At 69.4% G+C, this 19,887-nt stretch carries 14 protein-coding genes; 8 read left to right on the top strand and 6 right to left on the bottom strand.

Features of this window, described 5'->3' with window-relative positions; genetic code table 11:
- Positions 1-11: 11 nt before the first annotated feature.
- On the bottom strand, positions 12-344 hold the full coding sequence (locus tag Q9G87_RS06835; protein WP_305915343.1) for a YcxB family protein: 333 nt from the start codon (positions 342-344) through the stop codon (positions 12-14).
- Positions 345-748: 404 nt separating this feature from the next.
- On the opposite strand from Q9G87_RS06835, the gene Q9G87_RS06830 reads away from it, so the two are divergent.
- Positions 749-2,281: a phosphodiester glycosidase family protein gene (locus Q9G87_RS06830; RefSeq protein WP_305915342.1), complete on the top strand. Its 1,533-nt coding sequence runs from the start codon at positions 749-751 to the stop codon at positions 2,279-2,281.
- Between the two features lie 66 nt (positions 2,282-2,347).
- On the opposite strand, the gene Q9G87_RS06825 is transcribed toward Q9G87_RS06830, so the two are convergent.
- The 3 genes from Q9G87_RS06825 to Q9G87_RS06815 all read right to left on the bottom strand — a co-directional run bounded on the left by Q9G87_RS06825 (position 2,348) and on the right by Q9G87_RS06815 (position 6,944).
- Entirely contained in the window at positions 2,348-4,177 is a 1,830-nt protein-coding gene (locus tag Q9G87_RS06825; RefSeq protein WP_305915341.1) for a glycoside hydrolase family 15 protein, read from the bottom strand.
- A 54-nt stretch (positions 4,178-4,231) separates the two neighbouring features.
- Positions 4,232-5,239, bottom strand: a complete 1,008-nt coding sequence (locus Q9G87_RS06820) for a zinc-binding dehydrogenase (RefSeq protein WP_305915340.1) — start codon at positions 5,237-5,239, stop codon at positions 4,232-4,234.
- Positions 5,240-5,405: 166 nt separating this feature from the next.
- Entirely contained in the window at positions 5,406-6,944 is a 1,539-nt protein-coding gene (locus tag Q9G87_RS06815) for an aldehyde dehydrogenase family protein (protein WP_305915339.1), read from the bottom strand.
- Positions 6,945-7,009: 65 nt separating this feature from the next.
- On the opposite strand from Q9G87_RS06815, the gene Q9G87_RS06810 reads away from it, so the two are divergent.
- The 3 genes from Q9G87_RS06810 (at position 7,010) to Q9G87_RS06800 (ending at position 9,628) form a co-directional block, all read left to right on the top strand.
- Entirely contained in the window at positions 7,010-7,867 is an 858-nt protein-coding gene (locus Q9G87_RS06810) for an IclR family transcriptional regulator (RefSeq protein ID WP_305915338.1), read from the top strand.
- A gap of 136 nt (positions 7,868-8,003) precedes the next feature.
- Positions 8,004-8,147, top strand: coding sequence for a hypothetical protein (locus Q9G87_RS06805; protein ID WP_305915337.1), 144 nt, complete (start codon positions 8,004-8,006; stop codon positions 8,145-8,147).
- Between the two features lie 17 nt (positions 8,148-8,164).
- A complete protein-coding gene (locus tag Q9G87_RS06800) occupies positions 8,165-9,628 on the top strand; it encodes a benzaldehyde dehydrogenase (protein WP_305915336.1) in 1,464 nt (487 codons plus the stop codon).
- 40 nt (positions 9,629-9,668) lie between these two features.
- Here the strand turns inward: Q9G87_RS06800 and Q9G87_RS06795 are convergent, their stop codons facing one another.
- Positions 9,669-10,235, bottom strand: coding sequence for a GNAT family N-acetyltransferase (locus Q9G87_RS06795; protein WP_305915335.1), 567 nt, complete (start codon positions 10,233-10,235; stop codon positions 9,669-9,671).
- A gap of 311 nt (positions 10,236-10,546) precedes the next feature.
- On the opposite strand from Q9G87_RS06795, the gene Q9G87_RS06790 reads away from it, so the two are divergent.
- The 4 genes from Q9G87_RS06790 to Q9G87_RS06775 all read left to right on the top strand — a co-directional run bounded on the left by Q9G87_RS06790 (position 10,547) and on the right by Q9G87_RS06775 (position 18,095).
- The gene (locus tag Q9G87_RS06790) at positions 10,547-10,855 is read left to right on the top strand and encodes a MarR family winged helix-turn-helix transcriptional regulator (RefSeq protein WP_305915334.1); all 309 of its coding nucleotides are present in this window, start codon (positions 10,547-10,549) and stop codon (positions 10,853-10,855) included.
- Positions 10,856-10,947: 92 nt separating this feature from the next.
- Positions 10,948-12,531 (top strand): MFS transporter, encoded by a 1,584-nt coding sequence (locus Q9G87_RS06785; protein ID WP_305915333.1) that lies wholly within the window; start codon positions 10,948-10,950, stop codon positions 12,529-12,531.
- 470 nt (positions 12,532-13,001) lie between these two features.
- The gene (locus tag Q9G87_RS06780; protein WP_305915332.1) at positions 13,002-16,904 is read left to right on the top strand and encodes a metallophosphoesterase; all 3,903 of its coding nucleotides are present in this window, start codon (positions 13,002-13,004) and stop codon (positions 16,902-16,904) included.
- Between the two features lie 69 nt (positions 16,905-16,973).
- The gene (locus Q9G87_RS06775; RefSeq protein WP_305915331.1) at positions 16,974-18,095 is read left to right on the top strand and encodes a HupE/UreJ family protein; all 1,122 of its coding nucleotides are present in this window, start codon (positions 16,974-16,976) and stop codon (positions 18,093-18,095) included.
- Between the two features lie 66 nt (positions 18,096-18,161).
- Here Q9G87_RS06775 and Q9G87_RS06770 read toward each other — a convergent pair whose 3' ends face one another.
- Positions 18,162-19,883: a S1 family peptidase gene (locus Q9G87_RS06770; protein WP_305915330.1), complete on the bottom strand. Its 1,722-nt coding sequence runs from the start codon at positions 19,881-19,883 to the stop codon at positions 18,162-18,164.
- Positions 19,884-19,887 lie beyond the last annotated feature (4 nt).

Below are 19,887 nucleotides of genomic sequence, written 5' to 3'. Positions count from 1 at the left end.
ACGAGGCGGGTTCAGGAGACCGGGGTGTCCTGGCGCGCGGCGAAGAAGGCATCGAGTGCCGCCTGCTGCTCGCCGGTGAAGGCACGGCGGGGGAGGAAACCGGTGAACTGCCTGTTGACAAAGAACAGCCAGAACTCCGGGGTGGTGACGACCGGGCCGAACAGGGACCATCGCGTCGTGGTGGTGGACTGCTCGGTCTCAACCTTGTAGCCGTCGCCGGTCAAGTGAAGTGTGGTGGGCACGCAGAGGAAGGCGAGTCGTCGCCTCCCTGTGCGGCGGAGCGACCACGACACCACGACGGGGGAGACGGCCGCTCCGACGAACATGGCGATGCCGATGCTCACGCTGCCTATCAGGACGCAGAGGAGTCCGCATCCTGCCAGGACCGAGAGCAGGATAGTGAGGAGGGCTCTGAACTGGAGCTTGACGCCTTGCTGGAGGGCCCGGGCCACTTCCTCGGGGGAGGGCTGATACCTGACCGTGAAGTCCACTGCGCATGCCTTCGTCTATGAGGGGTGACTCATCATTCACGGTCCTGATCAAGGTTGCAATTCTCACCACGAACGCCGGACGTTCGGACCCCGCCTGGGCACCGGTGTGGCGGAGCTGTTCACTCGGGTGCTTTGCGGGAATCGTCCCGTGTTCGGTTCCGGGCCATCCGCAAGTCCTTGACTGCCGGGGCACCTAATTCACTCGTGAAATGAGGACGTACATGCGCCGGAAAAGTCTTTCGGCCTTGGCGACGGTCGTGACCGTACTGGCTGTGAACGGGCCTGCTGCGGCGGCCACGTCTGAAGACTCCTTCTTCGGTGGAAAGCTGCCGCTGAGCGCGCCGCCGGTGACGACCACCGTGGCGCCCGGCGTGACGCTGACCGCGATGTCGCTCGGAGCCAAGGACGCCGGCGACTACTGGACCGTCCACGTGTACCTGCCGGGCACGGTCGACGGGCCGCTCAACACGGCCAACACCGCGTTGGGCACGAAGGAGATCGCCGACCGGGTGACCGGGGCTGTGCGGCAGAAGGGGTTCGAGCCGCGGATCGAGGAGGTCGCCTCGCCGGCGTTCGCCGATCACCCGGCCGGTACGCTCGGCTGGACCGTAAGGGTCGGGCAGTACGCCACCAGCGCCGAGGCCTCGGCCGCGCTCTCCAAGATCAGGGCGGCCGGTTTCGCCGGGGGCACCCGCTACACCGCGCAGGACGGCATCGACCCCGGCGCGCCCCAGAAGGTGCACGTGCTCCGCGTGGACTTCCGGGAGTTCGGCGGCACGGTCGGCACCGACTTCGGCCCGGCGCTGAACGGAACGGAGAAGCTGACCGACCTCGCCGCCGCGGCGGGCGCGGTGGCCGGGATCAACGCGCAGTGGTTCTACAACAGCGCGCCCGGCGGCATGTACGTCAAGGACGGCAAGCTGATCGGCTCGGCCACGCAGGGCCGGGCAGGAATCAAGATCGCCAGGGGTGGGCGTTCGGTGGACGTGGACGCGTACACCGCCCACGTGACCCTGCGCGCCGGCCGGGAGAGCGTCGAGATCGACGGTGTCAACCGGGTGCCGGGCGAGATCTGGAACTGCGGCGGCGTCGGCGGTGACCAGCCGACGGAGAAGCCGCAGCACGACCTGAAGTGTACGGACGGCAGCGAGCTGGTGCTGTTTACCCCCGAATGGGGCGCGCCGCCTGCCGGCGCGGGAGCCGAGGTCGTGCTGGACGCGGGCGGCAAGGTGACGGCGGTGAACAGCTCGCGTGGTGCGAGCGTTCCGGCCGGCGGGTCCACCGTGCAGGCCATCGGCGACAGCTCCGCCTGGCTGCTCGAACACGTGAAGGTGGGTGAGCGGGTGCACGTGAGCGAGCGCGTCGAGGACAGCAGGGGCCGGCGCGTGGCACTGACCCCGGACACCACCATCCTCCAGGTCGGGCCCACCCTCGTCAGGGACGGAAAGGTGTCGGTGAACGCGGCGGCCGACGGACTGATCCGCGAGGGCGCCGACCGGACGTTCACCTACAACTGGGCCGTGCGGAGCAACCCGCGGTCGATGGTCGGCATGGACGATCGGGGGCGGCTCATGCTAGTGGTGGTCGACGGGCGGCAGGACGGCTACAGCGAAGGGCTCGGGATCGCGCAGACCGGTGAGCTCATGAAGCTGCTCGGCGCGCGGGAGGCGATTAACCTCGACGGCGGCGGCTCCAGCGTCATGGTGACCTCGGGCACCGGCATCGTGAACCGGCCCTCCGACGCGACGGGCGAGCGCTCGCTCGGCAACGTCCTCCTCGTTCGCCCGTAGCCGATCGGGCGCTCGCCCGCCGCCGGTCCGGTCGAGCGCTCCCGGCCGTCGGCCGCCCAGCATCGATCACGATGCTGGGCCCGCTGTCGCCCGTGCGAGATTGACGCCGCTGGCGATGACCCCGATGTGGCTGAAGGCCTGCGGGAAGTTGCCCATGAAGGCGCCCGTCGAGGGGTCGATCTGCTCGGGCAGCAGCCCGAGCGGGCTCGCCCGGGCGCACAGCGAGGCGTAGAGCTCCTCGGCCTCGCCGATACGGCCCTGGTAGGTGAGGTTGTCGGCCAGCCAGAAGCTGCACAGCACGAAGGCGCCCTCGTCGCCGGCGATGCCGTCAGGGGAGCTGTCGTGCAGGTAGCGGTAGAGCAGGCCGTCGCCGGCCGACAGACGCTCGGCGATCGCGGCTGCCGTGGCCACCATGCGCGGATGATCGGCGGGGATGACGTACCGCAGGGGAAGCGCGAGCAGGCTGGCGTCCAAGCCGCCGCTGCCGTCGAGATGCTCGGTCAGGGTCTGCGCGTCCTCGTCCCAGGCCTGCTCAAGGATGAGTCGTCGCAGGTCGGCTGCCACGTCTCGCCAGGCTGCGATCGGTCCCCGCAGGCCGAGCCGGTCACCGATCGCGGCCGCACGGTCCAGGGCCACCTGGCACATGCCGGCGGAGTAGGTGAACACCCGGCCGTGGCTGCGCACCTCCCAGATGCCCTGATCCGGCTCCTGCCATGCCGTCGCCGCCGTGTCGGCGAGTTCGGCCAGCTTGGCCCAGAGCTCGGGCTGCAGCTCACCTCCGGCGCGCAGCCACTGGTCGGCGCAGTCGAGCACTTCGCCGTAGACGTCGTGCTGGCGCTGATCCGCCGCGCCATTGCCCCATCGCACCGGGGCGGAACGCCGGTAGCCCTCCAATTCGGGGTCTACGACCTCGTCGGGCACCGGGCTGCCGGAGAGGGTGTACATGATCCGCGGCTGCCGGCTCTGCTCGAAGGCGTCGAGGACCCAGCCGAGGAAGGCGTCCGCCTCGCCGGCGAAGCCGATGCGGCGCAGGGCGAACACGGTGAAGGCCGCGTCGCGGATCCAGGTGTAGCGGTAATCCCAGTTACGGACCCCGCCGATCGGCGCGGGCAAGGAGGAGGTGGGCGCCGCGACCAGCGATCCGTTGACCCAGTCGTCGCACAGCTTCAACGTGATCGCGGCCCGGCGTACCAATGACTCCTGCGGGCCTTGGTAGGTGAAGTGTTTCATCCAACGGCGCCACGCCTCGGCGGTCCCGCGCAGCATCTCCTCGGCGTCGAACCGGTGATGACGATGAATGCGCCCCCAGGACAACACGAGATCCAGGCGATCGCCCTGTTTGAGCTCGTGGGTGCTGGACAGTCCGTTCAGCGGGCGATTGGAGCGCAGGTGCAGGCGCAGGTCCGGCCGTCGGGGCACCTGTACGTCCAGCCCGCTGAACAGGGCCTGGGCTTGTCCGCCGCCGCGGGGCTTCACCTCGACGCGCACGCTGACCTCGCCCGCCAGGACGACGGCCGAACGGACCAGCTCGGCCCGGTCGACCGGTGCGTCATCGGTCAGATCGGCGCCAGAGCGCAAGGTCAGGGCATCGGTGATGCGGACCAGGCCGGTGGTGCTGCGGCACTCGGTCGTCAGCACCCCGGTGTCGTCCTCGTAGAGCTGCCGTGCCTCCACCAAGTCCTCCGGCGCGACGGTGAAATGCCCGCCACGCGCGTGGTCCAGGAGGCCGCAGAACAGCGGCTCGGCATCGAAGTGGGGAAGGCACATCCACGGGATGGAGCCGTCCAAGCCGACCAGCGCCACCGTCGCGCCGTCCCCGATGAGGCCGAGGTCCTCCAGCGGCACATAGCCGTCACGCGTGCGAACCGGCCGGAAGGGTGGATCGGGATCGAGCATGCCGCCCCCTGTCTGGCGTGCCGCGGCCACGGCGGCACGAGCCGATACCTGCGCCTAGAACGAGATCAGTGGCTTGATGACGTCGTCGAGCTTCTTGTCCAGGACCTCGAAGGCCCGTTCCATGTCGTCGAAGGCGAACTCATGGGTCGTCATGCGGGTGGGGTCGATGCGCTTGGCCTGCAGCACCCGCAGCAGCCGCTCCATGCGCACCCGGCCGCCGGGGCACAACCCCGTGGTGATCGTCTGGTCCGCCATCCCGACTCCCCATTCGACGCGGGGGATGCGGACGAACTCTCCTTCTCCGAAATAGCCGATGTTGGACACCGTTCCACCGGGCTTCGTGATCTTGATGGCGGTCTGGAATGTCGCGTCCATGCCGAGCGCCTCGATGGCGGTGTCGACTCCCTCTCCGTGCGTGAGCTCCATGATCCGCTCGACGACGTCCTCGCGGGTGAAGTCCACGATCTCGTCCACGCCGTACGCGCGTGCGAGCTCCTGCCGCTGCGGTACGGATTCGACCCCGATGACCAGGCCCGCACCGCGTAGCCTGGCCCCTGCCGCGGCCATCATCCCCACCGGCCCCAGAGCCAGGACGGCCACCGTCCCGCCGATCGGGATATTGCCCTTCTCCGCCCCCATGAAGCCGGTTGAAAGCATATCGGCGCAGTAGACGGCCAGGTCATCGGAAATGTCGTCGGGTATTTTCGCCATGTTGGCGTCAGCCTCGTTCACATGGAAATATTCGGCGAATACTCCGTCCTTGGAGTTCGCGAACTTGAAGCCGCCCAGTGGCATGCCCGACTGCGACGGAAACCCGTTCTGGGAGGCCGGATCGCCCCAATCCGGAGTGATGGCGCCCACCAGGACACGGTCGCCCGGCTGGAAGACCTTGACGTCGCTACCCACCTCGTGCACGATGCCGACAGCTTCGTGACCGAGCGTGAGATTCTCCCGCGGGCCGATTCCTCCGGCGACGGTGTGGGAATCCGAGGTGCAGATCAGAGCCTTGGTCGTCCGTACGACGGCGTCGCCGGGTCCCGCCCGCGGAATCGGCTTCTCCATGAAACCGACGCTGCCGATTTCCCGCATGACAAACGCCTTCATCCTCGTCCCCCCGTTGACGAACCCCCGTCGTCACCGCAGGCAGCGGCCCCCCAGCCGACCGGCGATGACAGCGATAGCCCTCTTACCCAGGGAGGCGCACCCGGTAACCGCCGTTGCTCCTGGATCAGAAGGGGAAGGTGCGATCCTGGTCGCGGACGGTGATCCACTGGAGTTCGCAGAACTCCTCGGCCGCGAAGCCCAGCCCGAACCGACCCCACCCGCTGTCCTTGACGCCGCCGAACGGCATGTGCGGCTCGTCGTTGACGGGCTGGTCGTTGACGTGGACGATGCCGACGTCGAGGGCGGAGGCCAGGCGCAGGCCGCGGCGGCCGTCGCCGGTGATGACCGAGGCGGCTAGGCCGAAGTCGGAGTCATTGGCGCGGGCGACGGCCTCCTCCGCGGAGTCGACCGCCTCCAGCACCACCACAGGCCCGAACGTCTCGCCCTGCGCGATCTCGGCCTCGTCCGGAACGTCGGTGAGCACGGTGGCCGGGTAGCACGGCGGTGCGGGGACGCCGCCGGCCAGGACGCGGGCACCGAGACCGACCGCCTCCTTGACGCGGCGGTCGAGAAGGGCCAGGGCCCACTCATTGATCACCGGGCCCACCACGGTCGCCGGGTCGGCCGGGTCGCCCGTCGGCAGCGCCGCGACCCTGGCCGCGAACCGCTCGGCGAACTCCTCGGCCAGCGGCCGTTCGACATAGATGCGCCTGGCGCACATGCACACCTGTCCCTGGTGCACGAACGCGCCGTAGGTCGCGGCGTTGACCGCGTACTCGAGGTCGGCGTCGCCCGCCACGATGAGCGGGTTCTGCCCGCTGAGCTGGAGCACCACGCGCTTCAGGTGCCGACCGGCCTTCTCCGCGAGCCGCCTGCCGGTCGGCGTCGAGCCGGTGAAGTTGATCCGCTTGACGAGAGGGCTGGCGAGCAGCGCGTCGGCGACGGCGCCGGCCTCGCCGGGGGCGTGGGTGACGACGTTGAACGCCCCGGCGGGCAGTCCTGCCTCCTGGAGGATCTCCGCCCAGAGCGCCCCTCCCGTGTACGGGGACTCCTCCGACGGTTTCAGCACCACGGTGTTGCCGAGCGCGAGCGGCCCGATGCTCGCCCGGCCGGCGAGGGCGAGCGAGGCGTTCCACGGCGCGATGGCCGCGACCACCCCCACGGGACGGCGCACGGCCATCGCCTGGGTGCCGGGGGTGTCGGAGGGCAGCAGCTCCCCGGCCGGGCGGTAGGCCAGGTGGGCGGCCTGGCGGAGCAGCTTGAGCACGAACTCGAGCTGCACGCCGCCGAAGTGGCGGCCGCAGCCGGTCTCCGCGGCCAGGGCGGCGAGCACCTCGCCGCGGCGGCCCTCCAGCAGGTCGGCCGCCCGCAGCAAGATCCGCTGCCGCTCCACGGGCAGTGTCCGGGCCCATCCGCCGAATGCCTCGTGCGCGGCGGCGACCGCGCGTTCCGCGTCCTCGCCGTCCCCGGCGGCGACCTCCCCGAGGACCTCTCCTGACCAGGGCGAACGGTTCGGGTAGGTGCGTCCGGAGCCGGGCTCGACCCAGTCGCCCCCGATGAAGTGCCCGATGCGCGGCCTGGGCAGGCCGCTCCCGGCACGCTCCGCTCCCGCCATGGAGCCCCCGATCTGCTTGCTGGGCGTTGTCCGGCCAGAAGCGTTCATGTGATGGGGACTGGCCGTCACCATCGTTCGAATACCTAGAACGATAGGGCCGTATTCTGACGCTCGTGACCGAAGACGCCTCCCCCCGCCCGCGCCGAGCCCCGGGAGCTCCGGGCCGCACGACGGCCGACTCCTCCGCCGCCTTCTCCGTGTCCCTGGAACGCGGGCTGCGCATCCTGTCCGCCTTCAGCGGGGACCGCTCCGTGCTGGGGATCGCCGATCTCGCGCGGGCCGTCGGGCTGAACAAGAGCACGACCTACCGGTACGTCGCCACGCTGACCAAGCTGGAGTACATCCGGCAGGACCCGGAGACGAAGAAATACTTCCTGGGCCCGCGAGTGGTGGACCTCGGGTTCGCGGCCATCGACTCCATGGAGCTCACCAAGGTCGCCGGCCCCCTGCTCCAGGCCCTGGCCGACGAGACGGGCTGCACCGCCAGCCTGGGGCTGTGCGACGGGCCGGACGTGGTCTACGTGGACCGCAGGCGCAGCGGCCGGCGCAGCTCCCTGGCCATGGACCTCAACCTGCACGTGGGCTCCCGGCTGCCGGCCTACTGCACGTCGATGGGCAAGGTGCTGCTGGCGTACAAGGATCCGGTGGCGCTCAGGCAGATCCTCGACCGCACCGACATGGCCCGCCGCGGGCCCAAGACGATCACCAACAGGGAGCAGCTGATCGCCGCCCTCGCCAAGGTGCGCCAGAGCGCCGTCGCGGTCAACGACGAGGAGCTCGCCCCGGGGCTGCGGTCCTTCGCGGCGCCGGTCTGGGACCGCTCCGGCGAGGTCGTCGCCGCGGTCAACATCGCCGTGCATCTCACCGTCGCCCCGACCACCGTCGACGCGCTGGCCGCCCGCCTCGAACCGGCGCTCCGGCGCACCGCCGCCGAGATCTCCCGGCGCCTCGGCCACCGCCCCCAGCCGTAGCCGGCGTTTCAAAGAGACAAATCGCGTTCGAACCTCCGGAACAGAGTGTTGCTCTGGTGTTAACGGGACCGTACGGTCGGCTCAACTTTCGCCACCCGAGGTCCGTGCGGCTCCCTGTCGACACAAGGAGTTTGGCGTGAGCGACACCTCCACGGGCGGCATGAACCGCCGTTCCTTCCTGAGTGCGGCCGCTCTGATGAGCACGGTGAGCGCCTGCGGCGGACTGCAGCAGCTGCTCGCCGACTACGGCTCCTGGTACCTCGTCGTACGGACGAAATAGAGAAAGAGGAACCACCTGTGGGACTGCTCGACAGCATCGACTGGCAAGGGAAGATCTTCAAGAACGGCACGTGGACGGCCGGCTACGGTGGTGACTACGCGGTGGCCGAGCCCGCCACCGGCGGCGAGCTCGGCCGGATGGGCCTGGCGACCTCCCAAGACGTCGCCGAGGCCGCCGTGAGCGCCGCCGAGGCGCAGAAGCACTGGGCCGCGCTGCCGCACACCGCCCGCGCGGCCGTCCTGCGCAAGGCCGGCGACCTGTGGCAGCAGCACGCCGAGGAGATCAGCGGCTGGAACGTCCGCAAGGTCGGCGCGGTCCCGGGCATGGCCGGGTTCGCTCTGCACGTGGCGGCCGAGGAGTGTTACGAGGCGGCCTCGCTGCCCGGCCGGGCGATCGGCGAGCTCCTGCCGTCGGAGCAGCCGCGGCTGTCCCTGGCCCGGCGCATACCGGCCGGGGTGGTGGCGGTGATCTCGCCGTTCAACGTGCCGATCATCCTCGGCATCCGGTCGGTCGCCCCGGCGCTGGCGCTCGGCAACGCCGTCATCCTCAAGCCCGACCCGCGCACCGCGGTCACCGGCGGCACACTGATGGCGCGCGTGTTCGAGGAGGCCGGGCTGCCGCCGGGCGTGCTGCAGATGGTGCCCGGCGGCGCGGACGTGGGCGAGGCGCTGATCACCGACCCGCACGTGCGGGTCATCTCCTTCACCGGCTCCACCCCGGTGGGCCGCCGCATCGGCGAGCTCGCCGGGAAGCACCTCAAGCGCGCCCACCTGGAGCTCGGCGGCAACTCCGCGCTGCTGGTGCTGGACGACGCCGACGTGGACGCGGCGGTGAACCTGGCCGCCTGGGGCTCGTTCTTCCACCAGGGCCAGATCTGCATGACCACCGGCCGCCACCTGGTCGCCGACCGCCTCTACGACGACTTCGTGGAACGGCTCGCCGCCAAGGCCGACGCTCTCCCGGTCGGTGACCCGGCAACCGGCCAGGTGGCGCTCGGCCCGGTGATCGACGCCGGCCAGCGCGACAAGATCCATCATCTGGTGACCGCGAGCGTCGGCCAGGGCGCGAGGCCGGCCGCCGGCGGGACGTACGAGCGGCTCTTCTACCGGCCGACGGTGCTGGCCGACGTCCCGCTGACCGCGCCCGCGTTCGCCGAGGAGGTCTTCGGCCCCGTCGCGCCGGTCACCCGCGTCTCCTCGGCCGAGGAAGCCGCCAAGCTGGCCGCGACCAGCGAGTACGGCCTGTCGCTCGGCATCGTGACCCGTGACGTGATGCGCGGCCTGGCCGTCGCCGAGCAGATCCCGACCGGGATCGTGCACATCAACGACCAGACCATCAACGACGAGGCCAACGCTCCGTTCGGCGGCGTGCGCGCCTCCGGCACCGGCTCCCGCTTCGGCGGGGCGGCGGCCAACATCGAGGCGTTCACCGAGACCCGCTGGATCACCATGCGGGGGGAGCCGCCGCAGTACCCGTTCTGACGGAGCCGGTGCGGCATGGCGTTGTAGTGGCGGCCCGGCTTTACCGGGAAGAGGTGCCCCGGGCCGCTCGCCACTCCGGTGCGAGCACCGACCAGACCTCCATGTCGTACCGCTTCCCCCGAAGCACGTGGCTCTCGCGGAGCACGCCGTCCTTCGTCATCCCGAGTCGCCTGGCCACGGCGATGCTGGCCGCGTTCTCCGCCGCGACCTGCCATTCCACGCGATGGATGCCTCGCTCTTCGACGGCCCAATCGATGATCACGCGCACGGCCCTGGTGACCAGACCCTTGCCCACCGCCGACGGCTCCAGCCAGCAGCCCGCTTCGGCAGTGCCGTGCTGGACGTCCATCGTCCGGAAGAGGACCCCGCCGACCAGCTTGCCGTCCGTCCAGATGCCGTAGATCCGCCCCAGGTCGGCCGCCGCCTTGTCCGCGTACGACTGGAGGAACGAGCGGCTCGACGCCAGGTCCGAGACAACCTCCGGCAGCCGGACGTATCGCCCGATGAACTCCCGTCCCCGGTCGATGTGGGCGAGAAACTCCTCGGCCTGCCACGGCTCGAGCGGGCGCAACTCGGCGCCGTCATCGCCCAGCGGTATCGCGTACATCGTCCCCCATCCCTGCAGAAGTCAGACACATTGCGCAGGGATCTTCTCATAGACCGCATCGATATGCGCCATGCATATAGCATGGTAGATGCATAACGTGTGCACGATGCATCCCTAGCCGGATGGTGTGCGCTGACCTACATCGAGGGAAGGAAGGCCGGTCATGGAGACGTCCACGCGCTTGATTGAGTACGAGACCATGCTGCTCGGGCGGCATCGTTACCTGTCCACGCCCCCGGCTTTGTCCTGACGGTGGCCAGCTGGACCGGAGTGCGTACACACTGCTCAGCCGCCTGGAGATCGACGGCCCGATGTCGACCGGGGAGCTCAGTGAAGCGTTCCGGCTGGACCCCTCCACGCTCAACCGGCAGACCTCCGCCATGATGCGGGCCGGGCTGGTGGAGCGCTTCGCCGACCCCCAGGGCGGCATCGCCCGCAAGTTCCGCATCGCCGCGGAGGGCGCTCACCGCCTCCGAGCGGCGCGCGAGCAGAACCTTCGCGGCCTGGAGAAGGTGCTCGCCGACTGGGCGCCCGAGGACGCCGCCGCCTTCGCCGCCTACCTCAAGCGCTTCAGCTCCGACATCGAGCGACTCGAAGGACGCCGCTGGCCCCGCCCGTGAGCTGCACTGCTTGATATGCACCATGCATAAATTGTGCATGAGCCACATCATGTGTATGGTGCATTGGGCTTTAACGGGTAAAAGGGGGATATATGGTGCACTCCGCACCCACTGCGCGTTCGGGCAGCGGGATCGTCAGTGTGCTCGCGGTGGCCGGCATCGTCGGCTCGCTCATGCAGACCTTGGTGGTGCCGCTGGTCGGCCAGCTGCCACGGCTGCTCGACGCCGCCGCGGCCGACACGTTCTGGGTGATCACTGTCACGCTGCTGGTGGGCGCGGTCGGCACCCCGGTGGTCGGCAAGCTCGGCGACCTGTACGGCAAGCGCACCATGATGCTCGTCTGCTCGCTGCCGCTCATCGCCGGATCCGCGGTCTGTGCGCTGGCCGACTCCCTGATCCCCATGATCGCTGGGCGTGGCCTGCAAGGGCTCGGCGTGGGCATGATCCCGCTCGGTATCAGCGCACTGCGTGACCTGCTGCCGCCCCAGCGAGTCGGTCCGGCGATCGCGCTGATGAGCTCGTCGATGGGAATCGGCGGCGCGCTCGGGCTGCCGATCTCGGCGGCGGTCGCGGAGTACGCGAACTGGCGGATGTTGTTCTGGGGCTCGGCCGCTCTGAGCCTGATGGTCGCCGCGTTGATCTGGCTCCTGGTGCCCCACACGCCCGCGAACGCCAATGGCCGCCTCGACGTTGTCGGGGCGATCGGCCTGGGCGCGGCGCTGGTCTGCCTGCTGCTCGGCGTGTCCAAGGGCGCCGACTGGGGCTGGGGGAGCGGCACCACGCTCGGGCTGCTCGGCGCCGCGGTGGTGATCCTGCTGCTGTGGGCCCTGTGGGAGCTGCGCGTCCGGGATCCGCTGGTGGACCTGCGGACCACCGCCCGCCCTCAGGTGCTCTTCACCAACCTGGTCTCCATCCTGGTCGGCTTCGCGATGTACGCCCAGTCGCTGGTCGTCATGCAGATCCTGCAACTTCCCGAGGCGACCGGATACGGCCTGGGCCAGTCCATGCTGGCCGCCGGACTCTGGATGGCTCCGTCCGGATTGATGATGATGGCCGTCTCCTCGTTCGGCGCCCGGTTGTCGGCCGCCCGCGGGCCGAAGACCACGCTGTTCATCGGCGCGCTGATTCTCTCGCTCGGGTACGGCGCCGCGCTGGTCCTGATGGACTGGGCCTGGGGCCTGATGATCGCCGGTTGCGTCGGCAGCATGGGCGTCGGGCTCGCCTACGGCTCGATGCCGGCGTTGATCATGGGCGCGGTTCCCAGGAATGAGACCGCCTCCGCCAACAGCTTCAACACGTTGATGCGTTCCATCGGCACGTCCGTGTCCGCTGCCGTGGTCGGGGTCGTGCTGGCCCAGATGACGGTGACGATGGGCGGCCACACCCTGCCCTCCGAGTCCGGCTTCCGTACCGCCCTGCTGATCGGCTGCGGCGTGGCCCTGGTGGCGGCGCTGCTGACCCTGACGCTTCCCAGGCCCAAGGCCGACACCGAGACCGTGCACCACACTCTGGCGGAGGCGGCCCAGCCGGTCGCCCAGGCGACGTGGCCCGGGCTGTCCGTGGACGAGCGGGCCGAGCTGCTGCGGTTGCGCCAGGAGAACGCGGAGCTGCGCAGGGAGCTGGATGTGCTCATGCAGAGCGTGTCCGTCTGGGTCAAGAATCTGGCGGAGCGATGAGTCCCGCCGGCTGCCCGATCCCAGGCATGCCGTCGAGCAGGCTCCGTCATCGTCGGTGGCAAGCCTCGGCACAGTAGTGAGGGCGGCCGGTAGCCGGTTCGTCCGACGTGCCGGCTGCCGGTTCGCTGGAGGTGCCGGGATCGTCCGTCGACGCTGCCGTCACCGGCGTGGATCAGGTCGCCGGCGGTGAAGAATCTGCCGGCCATGCCGGGCTTCGTCATCGTCGTCGTGCTGTCCAGGTTGCCGAGTGCAGTGCCCGGTTGTTCCCGTCCTGTAACGGATGACCAGAATGAGTTGATCGTTCCTCGTCCCTTCAGCCTCTGGACGCACACCGTTCACTCGTGCACTCGAGGGTGTCCGCCCGGAGGGCAAGCCGCCCGACGACAAGCCACTTGGCACGTCAATAGAAGGGACCGCACCCGATGCAGCAAGAGTTACTGGGTGCCTTACGGAGGCGAGGACGTCTCGGTATGGCCGCCGTGGTCGCGGTGCTGCTGGCGAGCAGCCTCGTGACGGCGGCGTACGCCGACCCGGGGGAGCAGGATCGGGGACGGCCCACCCCGACGCCGACCAGCTCCCCGAGCCCCCCGACGCTCACCCCCGCCGGCGGTTCCTACCTGGAGGGCACGGTGAAGGTCGCGGCGGTGCCGGCCGCGGCCGGTGACAGCGTCGCGAAGCTCGACATCGACGGCACCGCGCTCAACGCCACCCGGACCTTCGGCGTCTCCAAGCTCAGCTTCGACGTCGGCTCGAACTCGACTTCGGGGCTGTACCACAATTACGTGCTCGTCAACGGCGCGTACCGGAGCGACATCGGCGACCACGTCAACGAGCGGGCGACCATCGAGATCCCGAACGAGCACCTCGTCAAGGGTGAGAACACCGTCGAGATCGTCGTCGGCGCCATCTCGTCCTCGTGCGGCCTTAACTACGACGACTTCGTACTGTTCGACGTGGGCCTCGAACTGCTCGGCGAGGTCGCTGACGGCGAGGAGAACCCCTACTCCCTCGCCTTCGGCGACGGCGATTGCGGTACGAACACCTCGCTGCTGAAGCGAGCCACGCTCAAGTTCTTCGTCCTGGGAGACCCGCAGGGCACCACGGGTCTGGCCGCGGACGTGGACACCACGACGCTGGCCAACGGCGAGCACGCCATCACCGCGACGACCGCGGCAGGGGTGACGGTCAAGAACACCGTGACCGTGAACAACGCCCCCGCCGGCGCGCCGCGGCTGCTGCCCACGGACGGCACGCTCGTGGCCGGCACCAAGCCGGTCTTCGCGAACCTCCCGGCCGCCGGCGAGGGCGGCGTCAAGTCCCTCACCGTCGATGGCAAGGAACCCGCCACGAAGGCCACCTTGGGCAACGGCGCCGCGATGCTCGCCTTCGACGTCGGCGCGGACTCGATCGATGACAGGCACGACAACTTCCTGCTCGTCAACGGCAAGCGCATCGACCTGGGCGGCTCCTGGGCGAGCCGGCGCGTGACCGTCGCCGTCCCGGCCCGGTTCCTGGCGCCCGGCGACAACACGATCAAGGTCGTCACCGGGGACTACCGGCAGACGTGCGGCAATGACCGCGACGACTTCGCGATCTCGAACCTCGCGCTCACCCTCGACGGCGCCACCGTGACCGGCCAGGACATCAAGCCGGCGTACGAGATGGGCGACGGCGCCTGCGGCAGCAGCCAGACCGCGCTGCGCGAAGCAGAGTTGCGCTACACGATCGACGCCCCCGCGGTGCACCTCATCGAAACGCTCGGCTCGGGCAACGCCACCCTCAGCTTCAACGTGGGTGCCAACGCGATCGAGGCCCGCTATCAGAACTTCGTGCTCGTCAACGGCCAGAAGATCGTGCTCGACGGCGACTTCCTGAGCAGGCGCGTCGACTTCACGATCCCGAACGAGTACCTCGTGCCCGGCTGGAACACGATCGACTTCGTGACCGGCACCTTTCCGACGTCCTGCGGCAACAACCGCGACGACTTCACGATCTCGAACATCGTCCTCACCCCGGCGCAGGGCACGGCGGCCGGCCAGATGCTCAAGACCTCGTACGGCATGGGCGACGGTAACTGCGGAGACAACGTCAACCCGCTGAGGGAGATCGACCTCGAGTTCCTCGTGACCGCGCCGGCCCGTGGCCTGCGCGCGGACCTCGACACCACCAAGCTCGAGGACGGCAAGCACACCATCGCCGCGGTGTCGACCACCGGGGAGACCGCCACCCGGCTCCTGATCAGCGACAACACGGCCCCGAAGATCGCCCAGAGCGTCCCGGCGGCGGACGAGAAGATCACCGCCACGGTCGTGCTGGACGTCAAGCTGGAGGACGCCAACGGCGTCGTGTCCGGGCCGGACGTCAAGCTCGACGGCCAGCCGATCGCGCTGGGCGCCAAGGTGGGGCCGGGCCTGCGGGCCGGCAAGCACACGCTCGCCGTGACCGGCGCCGACGGCCTCGGCAACACCGCGACCCGCGAGATCGTGTTCGAGTCCGCGGGCATCCCGGACGTTCCCGCCGAGCTGTCCCCGGCGTTGGGCGCCGTCGACGTGTCGGACCCCGTCAAGCTCTCGGCGAAGGTGGCCGAACCCGACGGCGGCCAGGTGACGGCGACGTTCTCCGAGGCCAAGATCCTGACCCCGAACCAGGTGTTCCAGGGCACGGCCCAGTCCGTTCCCACGACCCTGCGGGTCCCCGGCGAGAAGCAGGTCAAGGCCGACGGGCTCGAGCCCGCCGACGGCAGGACCCTCGACGCGCCTGCCGGGCAGGACCTCACCTACCAGCGGTACGACATCCAGGTGAAGGGCCACGTGGACTCCCCGGTCCTGCGCTGGGAAGGGGCCATCGACCCCGAGCGCCTGGCGTCGTTGCGGGTGTGGAACACGAAGAGCAAGGCATGGGACCTGCTGACCAGTGCCCGCGGCGCGGCCGACGGCAAGACCGTGCTCAGCGCCGTCGTCGACGCGGACTACATCGACAGGCAGCAGGTCCACGTCATGGTGACGGGTGAGGACCCGTTCGCCGACGACATCGAGCCCGGAGACCCGAACGGCTTCGCCGACCCCGCCACGTACGACTTCTCGATCGCGCACTTCACCGACACGCAGTACATCTCCGAGGGCGCGGTCGAGCAGGAGAGCGCCGAGGAGCGCGCGGTGTGGGAGTCCGCGTACGCCGGCATCGTCAACTGGATCAAGGACAACAAGGACCAGCGCAAGATCTCGTACGTCGCGCACACCGGCGACATCATCGAGAACAACATCCGCAAGCCCGCCGACGAGGCCATGCAGCGGCAGGTGGTCGGCGAGTTCGAGGTGTCCTCGAGGCAGCAGCGGGTGCTGGACGACGCGAAAATCCCGAACGGTGTGGTCGCCGGGAACCACGACAACCAGTCGGGCACCGAGAACGGGCCGGAGGCCATCTACAACAAGTACTACGGCCCCAACCGGTACCAGGACGCCTCGCAGGGCTGGCAGCACGCCGAGTACGGCGGGCCGTGGAAGGAAGGCGACAACCAGAACCACTACGACCTGTTCTCCGCCGGTGGCCTGGACTTCGTCGTGGTCGGCCTGTCGTACGGGGTGACGAGGGAGGAGGCCGAATGGGCCGACTCCGTCTTCAAGAAGTTCGCCGGCCGCAACGGCATCCTGCTCTCGCACGACTACATCGTGCCGAGCAGCAACCCCGACGGACGCGGCGCCGGGTTCTCGGCGCCCGACGGCTCGGTGTTGTACAAGACGGTGGTCGAGAAGAACCCGAACGTCTTCCTCATCCTCGCCGGGCACGAGCACGGCGTGGGGACCAACGTGAAGCCGAAGGTCGGCCAGGTCGGCAACGGCGTGGTCGAGCTGCTGGCGGACTACCAGTTCTACACGGTCTCGGCCGACCGTCTCGGGCTCACCGAGATCGGCGGCTACAAGCCGGACGACCAGCTGCAGTTCGGCGCGAGCTTCCTGCGGCTGCTGCAGTTCAACGTCAAGCGGGCGGAGGTGAGCGTGGACACCTACTCTCCGCTGCTCAACGATTTCGGCGCCACCGAGTTCGACCCGAGACGCCGCTACAACGGCCTCGAGGACAACATGGTGCTGCCGGTCGACCTCACCTCCCGCACGACGACCTTCCAGACCGACTCCCTGGCGCTCTACGAGCCCACCCGGATCATCGGCAAGAGCACGGTCGCGTCGGGTCAGGTCGCCTCGGTGACCTGGGACCGCCTCAAGGACAACACGGCCTACGCCTGGTTCGTCACGGCCCGCTCCACTGGCGGCGGCGTGACCGCCTCCGAGCCGAGCGTCTTCGTCACTAAGGACGAGCACGGCCGCCCTGGCACGTGGGGGCCTGACTCGCCGATGTACGGCTGGTTCAAGCGCTGATCCATCGTCGCCGTCCCGGACGTCGAGTCCGGGGCGGCGGCCCTGATCCCGAATCTGGAGAAACGAGACATGCCCTGCTGGCGCCGGCTGTCCGCCGTGGTCCTCGCCGTCATCGCCGGCGCCCTGGTGCTCCCCGCTCCGGCGGCGGCGCACGAGGCGACCACGAAGGCCCACGCGGAGGTGACCGGCACGGGCGCGAACGTCAAGGTCGTGCTCGACCTCGAGTACGACCTGCTCATGAAGTCGGCCTGGCTCTACGCCGAGGCCTACGAGGCGAAGGAGCGGCCCGAGCAACTTCGCCAGCTCACGATCAATCGCGACGCCGTGACCGAGTACGTCACGGAGCGCTTCGCCGTGGCGTACGACGATAAGGCCTGCACGCCCACGATGGCCGGCGACGCGGACGTGCGCATGCGCGGCAAGGCGGCCTTCGCGGTGCTGACCTTCACCTACGCCTGCGGTGGCGAGGGCGGGGGAGTGCATGCGATCTCGAGCGCGCTGTTCCCCGACGCCGAGACCTTCGTCCACAGCACCGAGACGATCGTCCGCTACGACCTCGACGGGGAGAAGGGCTCCGCGGTCCTGGTCGCCGCGAGCCCCACGGTGCGGGTCGGCGAGCATGGCCTGTGGCAGCAGGCCGGGGAGTTCTTCCTGCTCGGCGCCGAGCACCTGGTGTTCGGCCTCGACCACATCCTCTTCCTGCTCGCCCTGCTCATCGGCGCGCGCGGTCTCCGCGACGTCGTCATCACGGTCTCCGCCTTCACGGCCGCCCACAGCATCACGTTCCTGCTGGCGGCGATGGGAGTCGTGGACGTGCCCGGTGAGATCGTCGAGCCGGTCATCGCGGTGTCGATCATCGTCGTGGCGCTCGCCAACCTTCTGGGCCGCGAGGCGGATCGGCTGGGCAGGTGGCGGCTGCCGGTCGTCTTCGCCTTCGGCCTGATGCACGGGCTGGGCTTCGCGGGCGCGCTGGACATTGACCAGAGCGGGTCCTGGGAGTTGCTTCTGTCGCTCCTGAGCTTCAACGTCGGCATCGAGGTGGCGCAGCTCGCGATCATCGCGGGGCTCTTCCCGCTGCTGGCGCTGCTGCGCCGGACGCCGGCGGCCCGCTGGGCGGTGGTCGTGATGTCGGTCCCGATCGTGGCGGTCAGCCTGTACTGGTTCTTCGACCGGATTCCGCTGCCGCTCTGACTCACCGCGGCACTCACGCTCTGCTGACCCGGCCTGGGAGCCCTGGCCGTTGTCAGGGCTCCCAGCTCAGGCGTTCCTGTCGTCCGGCGGAGGCATGAACTGGCCGTAGCGGACGGCGCGGGTCTGGTCCCCGAGGGGCGCCTGGCCCTGCGGGGGCGCGGGAGGTCCGTACTGGCCCGGTCCGTACTGGGCGTTGCCGTTGTGCGGGGCCGATCCGTACGGGGCATTGCCGTTGTGCGGGGCCGATCCATAGTGCGCGGCTTCGTTGCCACCAGCGCCATAGCCCTGCCCATAGGCACCCTGTACCGGAGGCGACACCTGAGCCTGGCCCGCCGGAAGCTGCTGCCACGGGGGCGGCGGCACCGCGCCGTACGAGGGCGGGGCGAAGGACGGCTCGGGGCGCCGGCGCCGGCGTCGGCGCAGGACGCTGACCAGCACCAGAGCGATCACGATGGCGACCAGCACGCCGGCCCCGATCAACACCCACACCAGGATCGACTTGGGCGTCTCGTCCTTGCCGGCGGAGATGGCCTGCTGAGTGTCGCTGATGTACTTGGCCACGTACGGGTGGTTCGGGAACAGCGCCTGCACCTCACGGAACTTCGGCAGCGCGGCCGAGTAGTGGTTCCGGAAGAAGTCGTTGAGCGCCTCGTTGTACCGGGTCGTCGTGATGGCCTGGGCCGGCTTGATGTTCTTCTCGCCGAGCTTCTCCTTGATGATGCCCACCGGCAGGACGAAGCTCTCGCTCTCGGAGGCCTCGCCGCCTTCGCTCACCGTGCCGGCGATCAGCATGCCGATGACCTTGCCGTCCTTGCTGAACACCGGGCCGCCGGAGTTGCCCTTGTAGGAAGGCGCCTGAGTCTGGATGTACGGCACACCGGTCTGCGTGGTGCGCTTGGCGTTGTACGGGCCCTCGGTCAGCGCCGGCTCCAGCTTGGACTCCAGGCTGAAGAACGGCGTGTTCGTGACCAGGCCGGGGAAGCCGCTGATGTACAGCGTGTCGCCGGTACGCACGTCGGCGTCGTCACCGAGCGGCACGGTCGGCAGGTTCTGCTGCCCGTTGACCTTGAGCAGCGCGAAGTCCTTGCCAGGGTAGCTCTCGCCCACCGACACCAGCTCGGCCGGGACGGCCTTGGCGGTCTTGTCCACGCCACCGCCGGGCAGGCTCTGCATCACATTCAGACTCTGCTTCAGGTTGCTGAGCTTCATGTTGTTCGTGTTGAACGTGATGTAGATCTGCTGCGCCAGCTTGAGGATCTCTTCGTCGGCCGCGAGGTCGCCCAGGCCGTTGATGATCTCCTTGGCGTCCTGCTCGTTGAACTTCTTCAGCGCCTGCTGCGCGAACAGCTGGCTGAGCTCGGTCTCGCCGACCTGGACGCAGTGTGCCCCGGTGACCATGTAGCCGTCGGGAGTGACCCACCAGCCGGTGCACATGCCGCCGACCTCGGCGTCGACCGTGCGCTCGGGGGTGGCCGCGGAGACGTAGGCGTCCACGTTGGCCGCGATCTGCTGAAATATCCACTTGGCGATGCTGCGCTCGTCCGAGGAGATCTTGCCCGCCGTCACGGCCTCGACGGCCTGCTGACTGAGCTGCTCGATCTGAGCCTGGTTGATCGTGTTGGACGGCACGGAGACCGTCGCGGTGTAGGTGAAGGTGGTCAGCTGGACCGCCGGCTGCGTGCGCGCCGCGAGCCAGGTGCCGACGGGCACGTCGGGCCGCTCGTCGGTCGCGGGGTCGGCCGCCGCGGGTGAGGCGGGCAACGCGACCGCCATCACGACCGCCGCCACTGCG

This window comes from Nonomuraea turcica (assembly GCF_030718205.1).
GTDB lineage: Bacteria > Actinomycetota > Actinomycetes > Streptosporangiales > Streptosporangiaceae > Nonomuraea.
The sequence above is the reverse complement of the archived record's forward strand: the minus strand, read 5'-3'. Positions and strand labels throughout refer to the sequence as shown.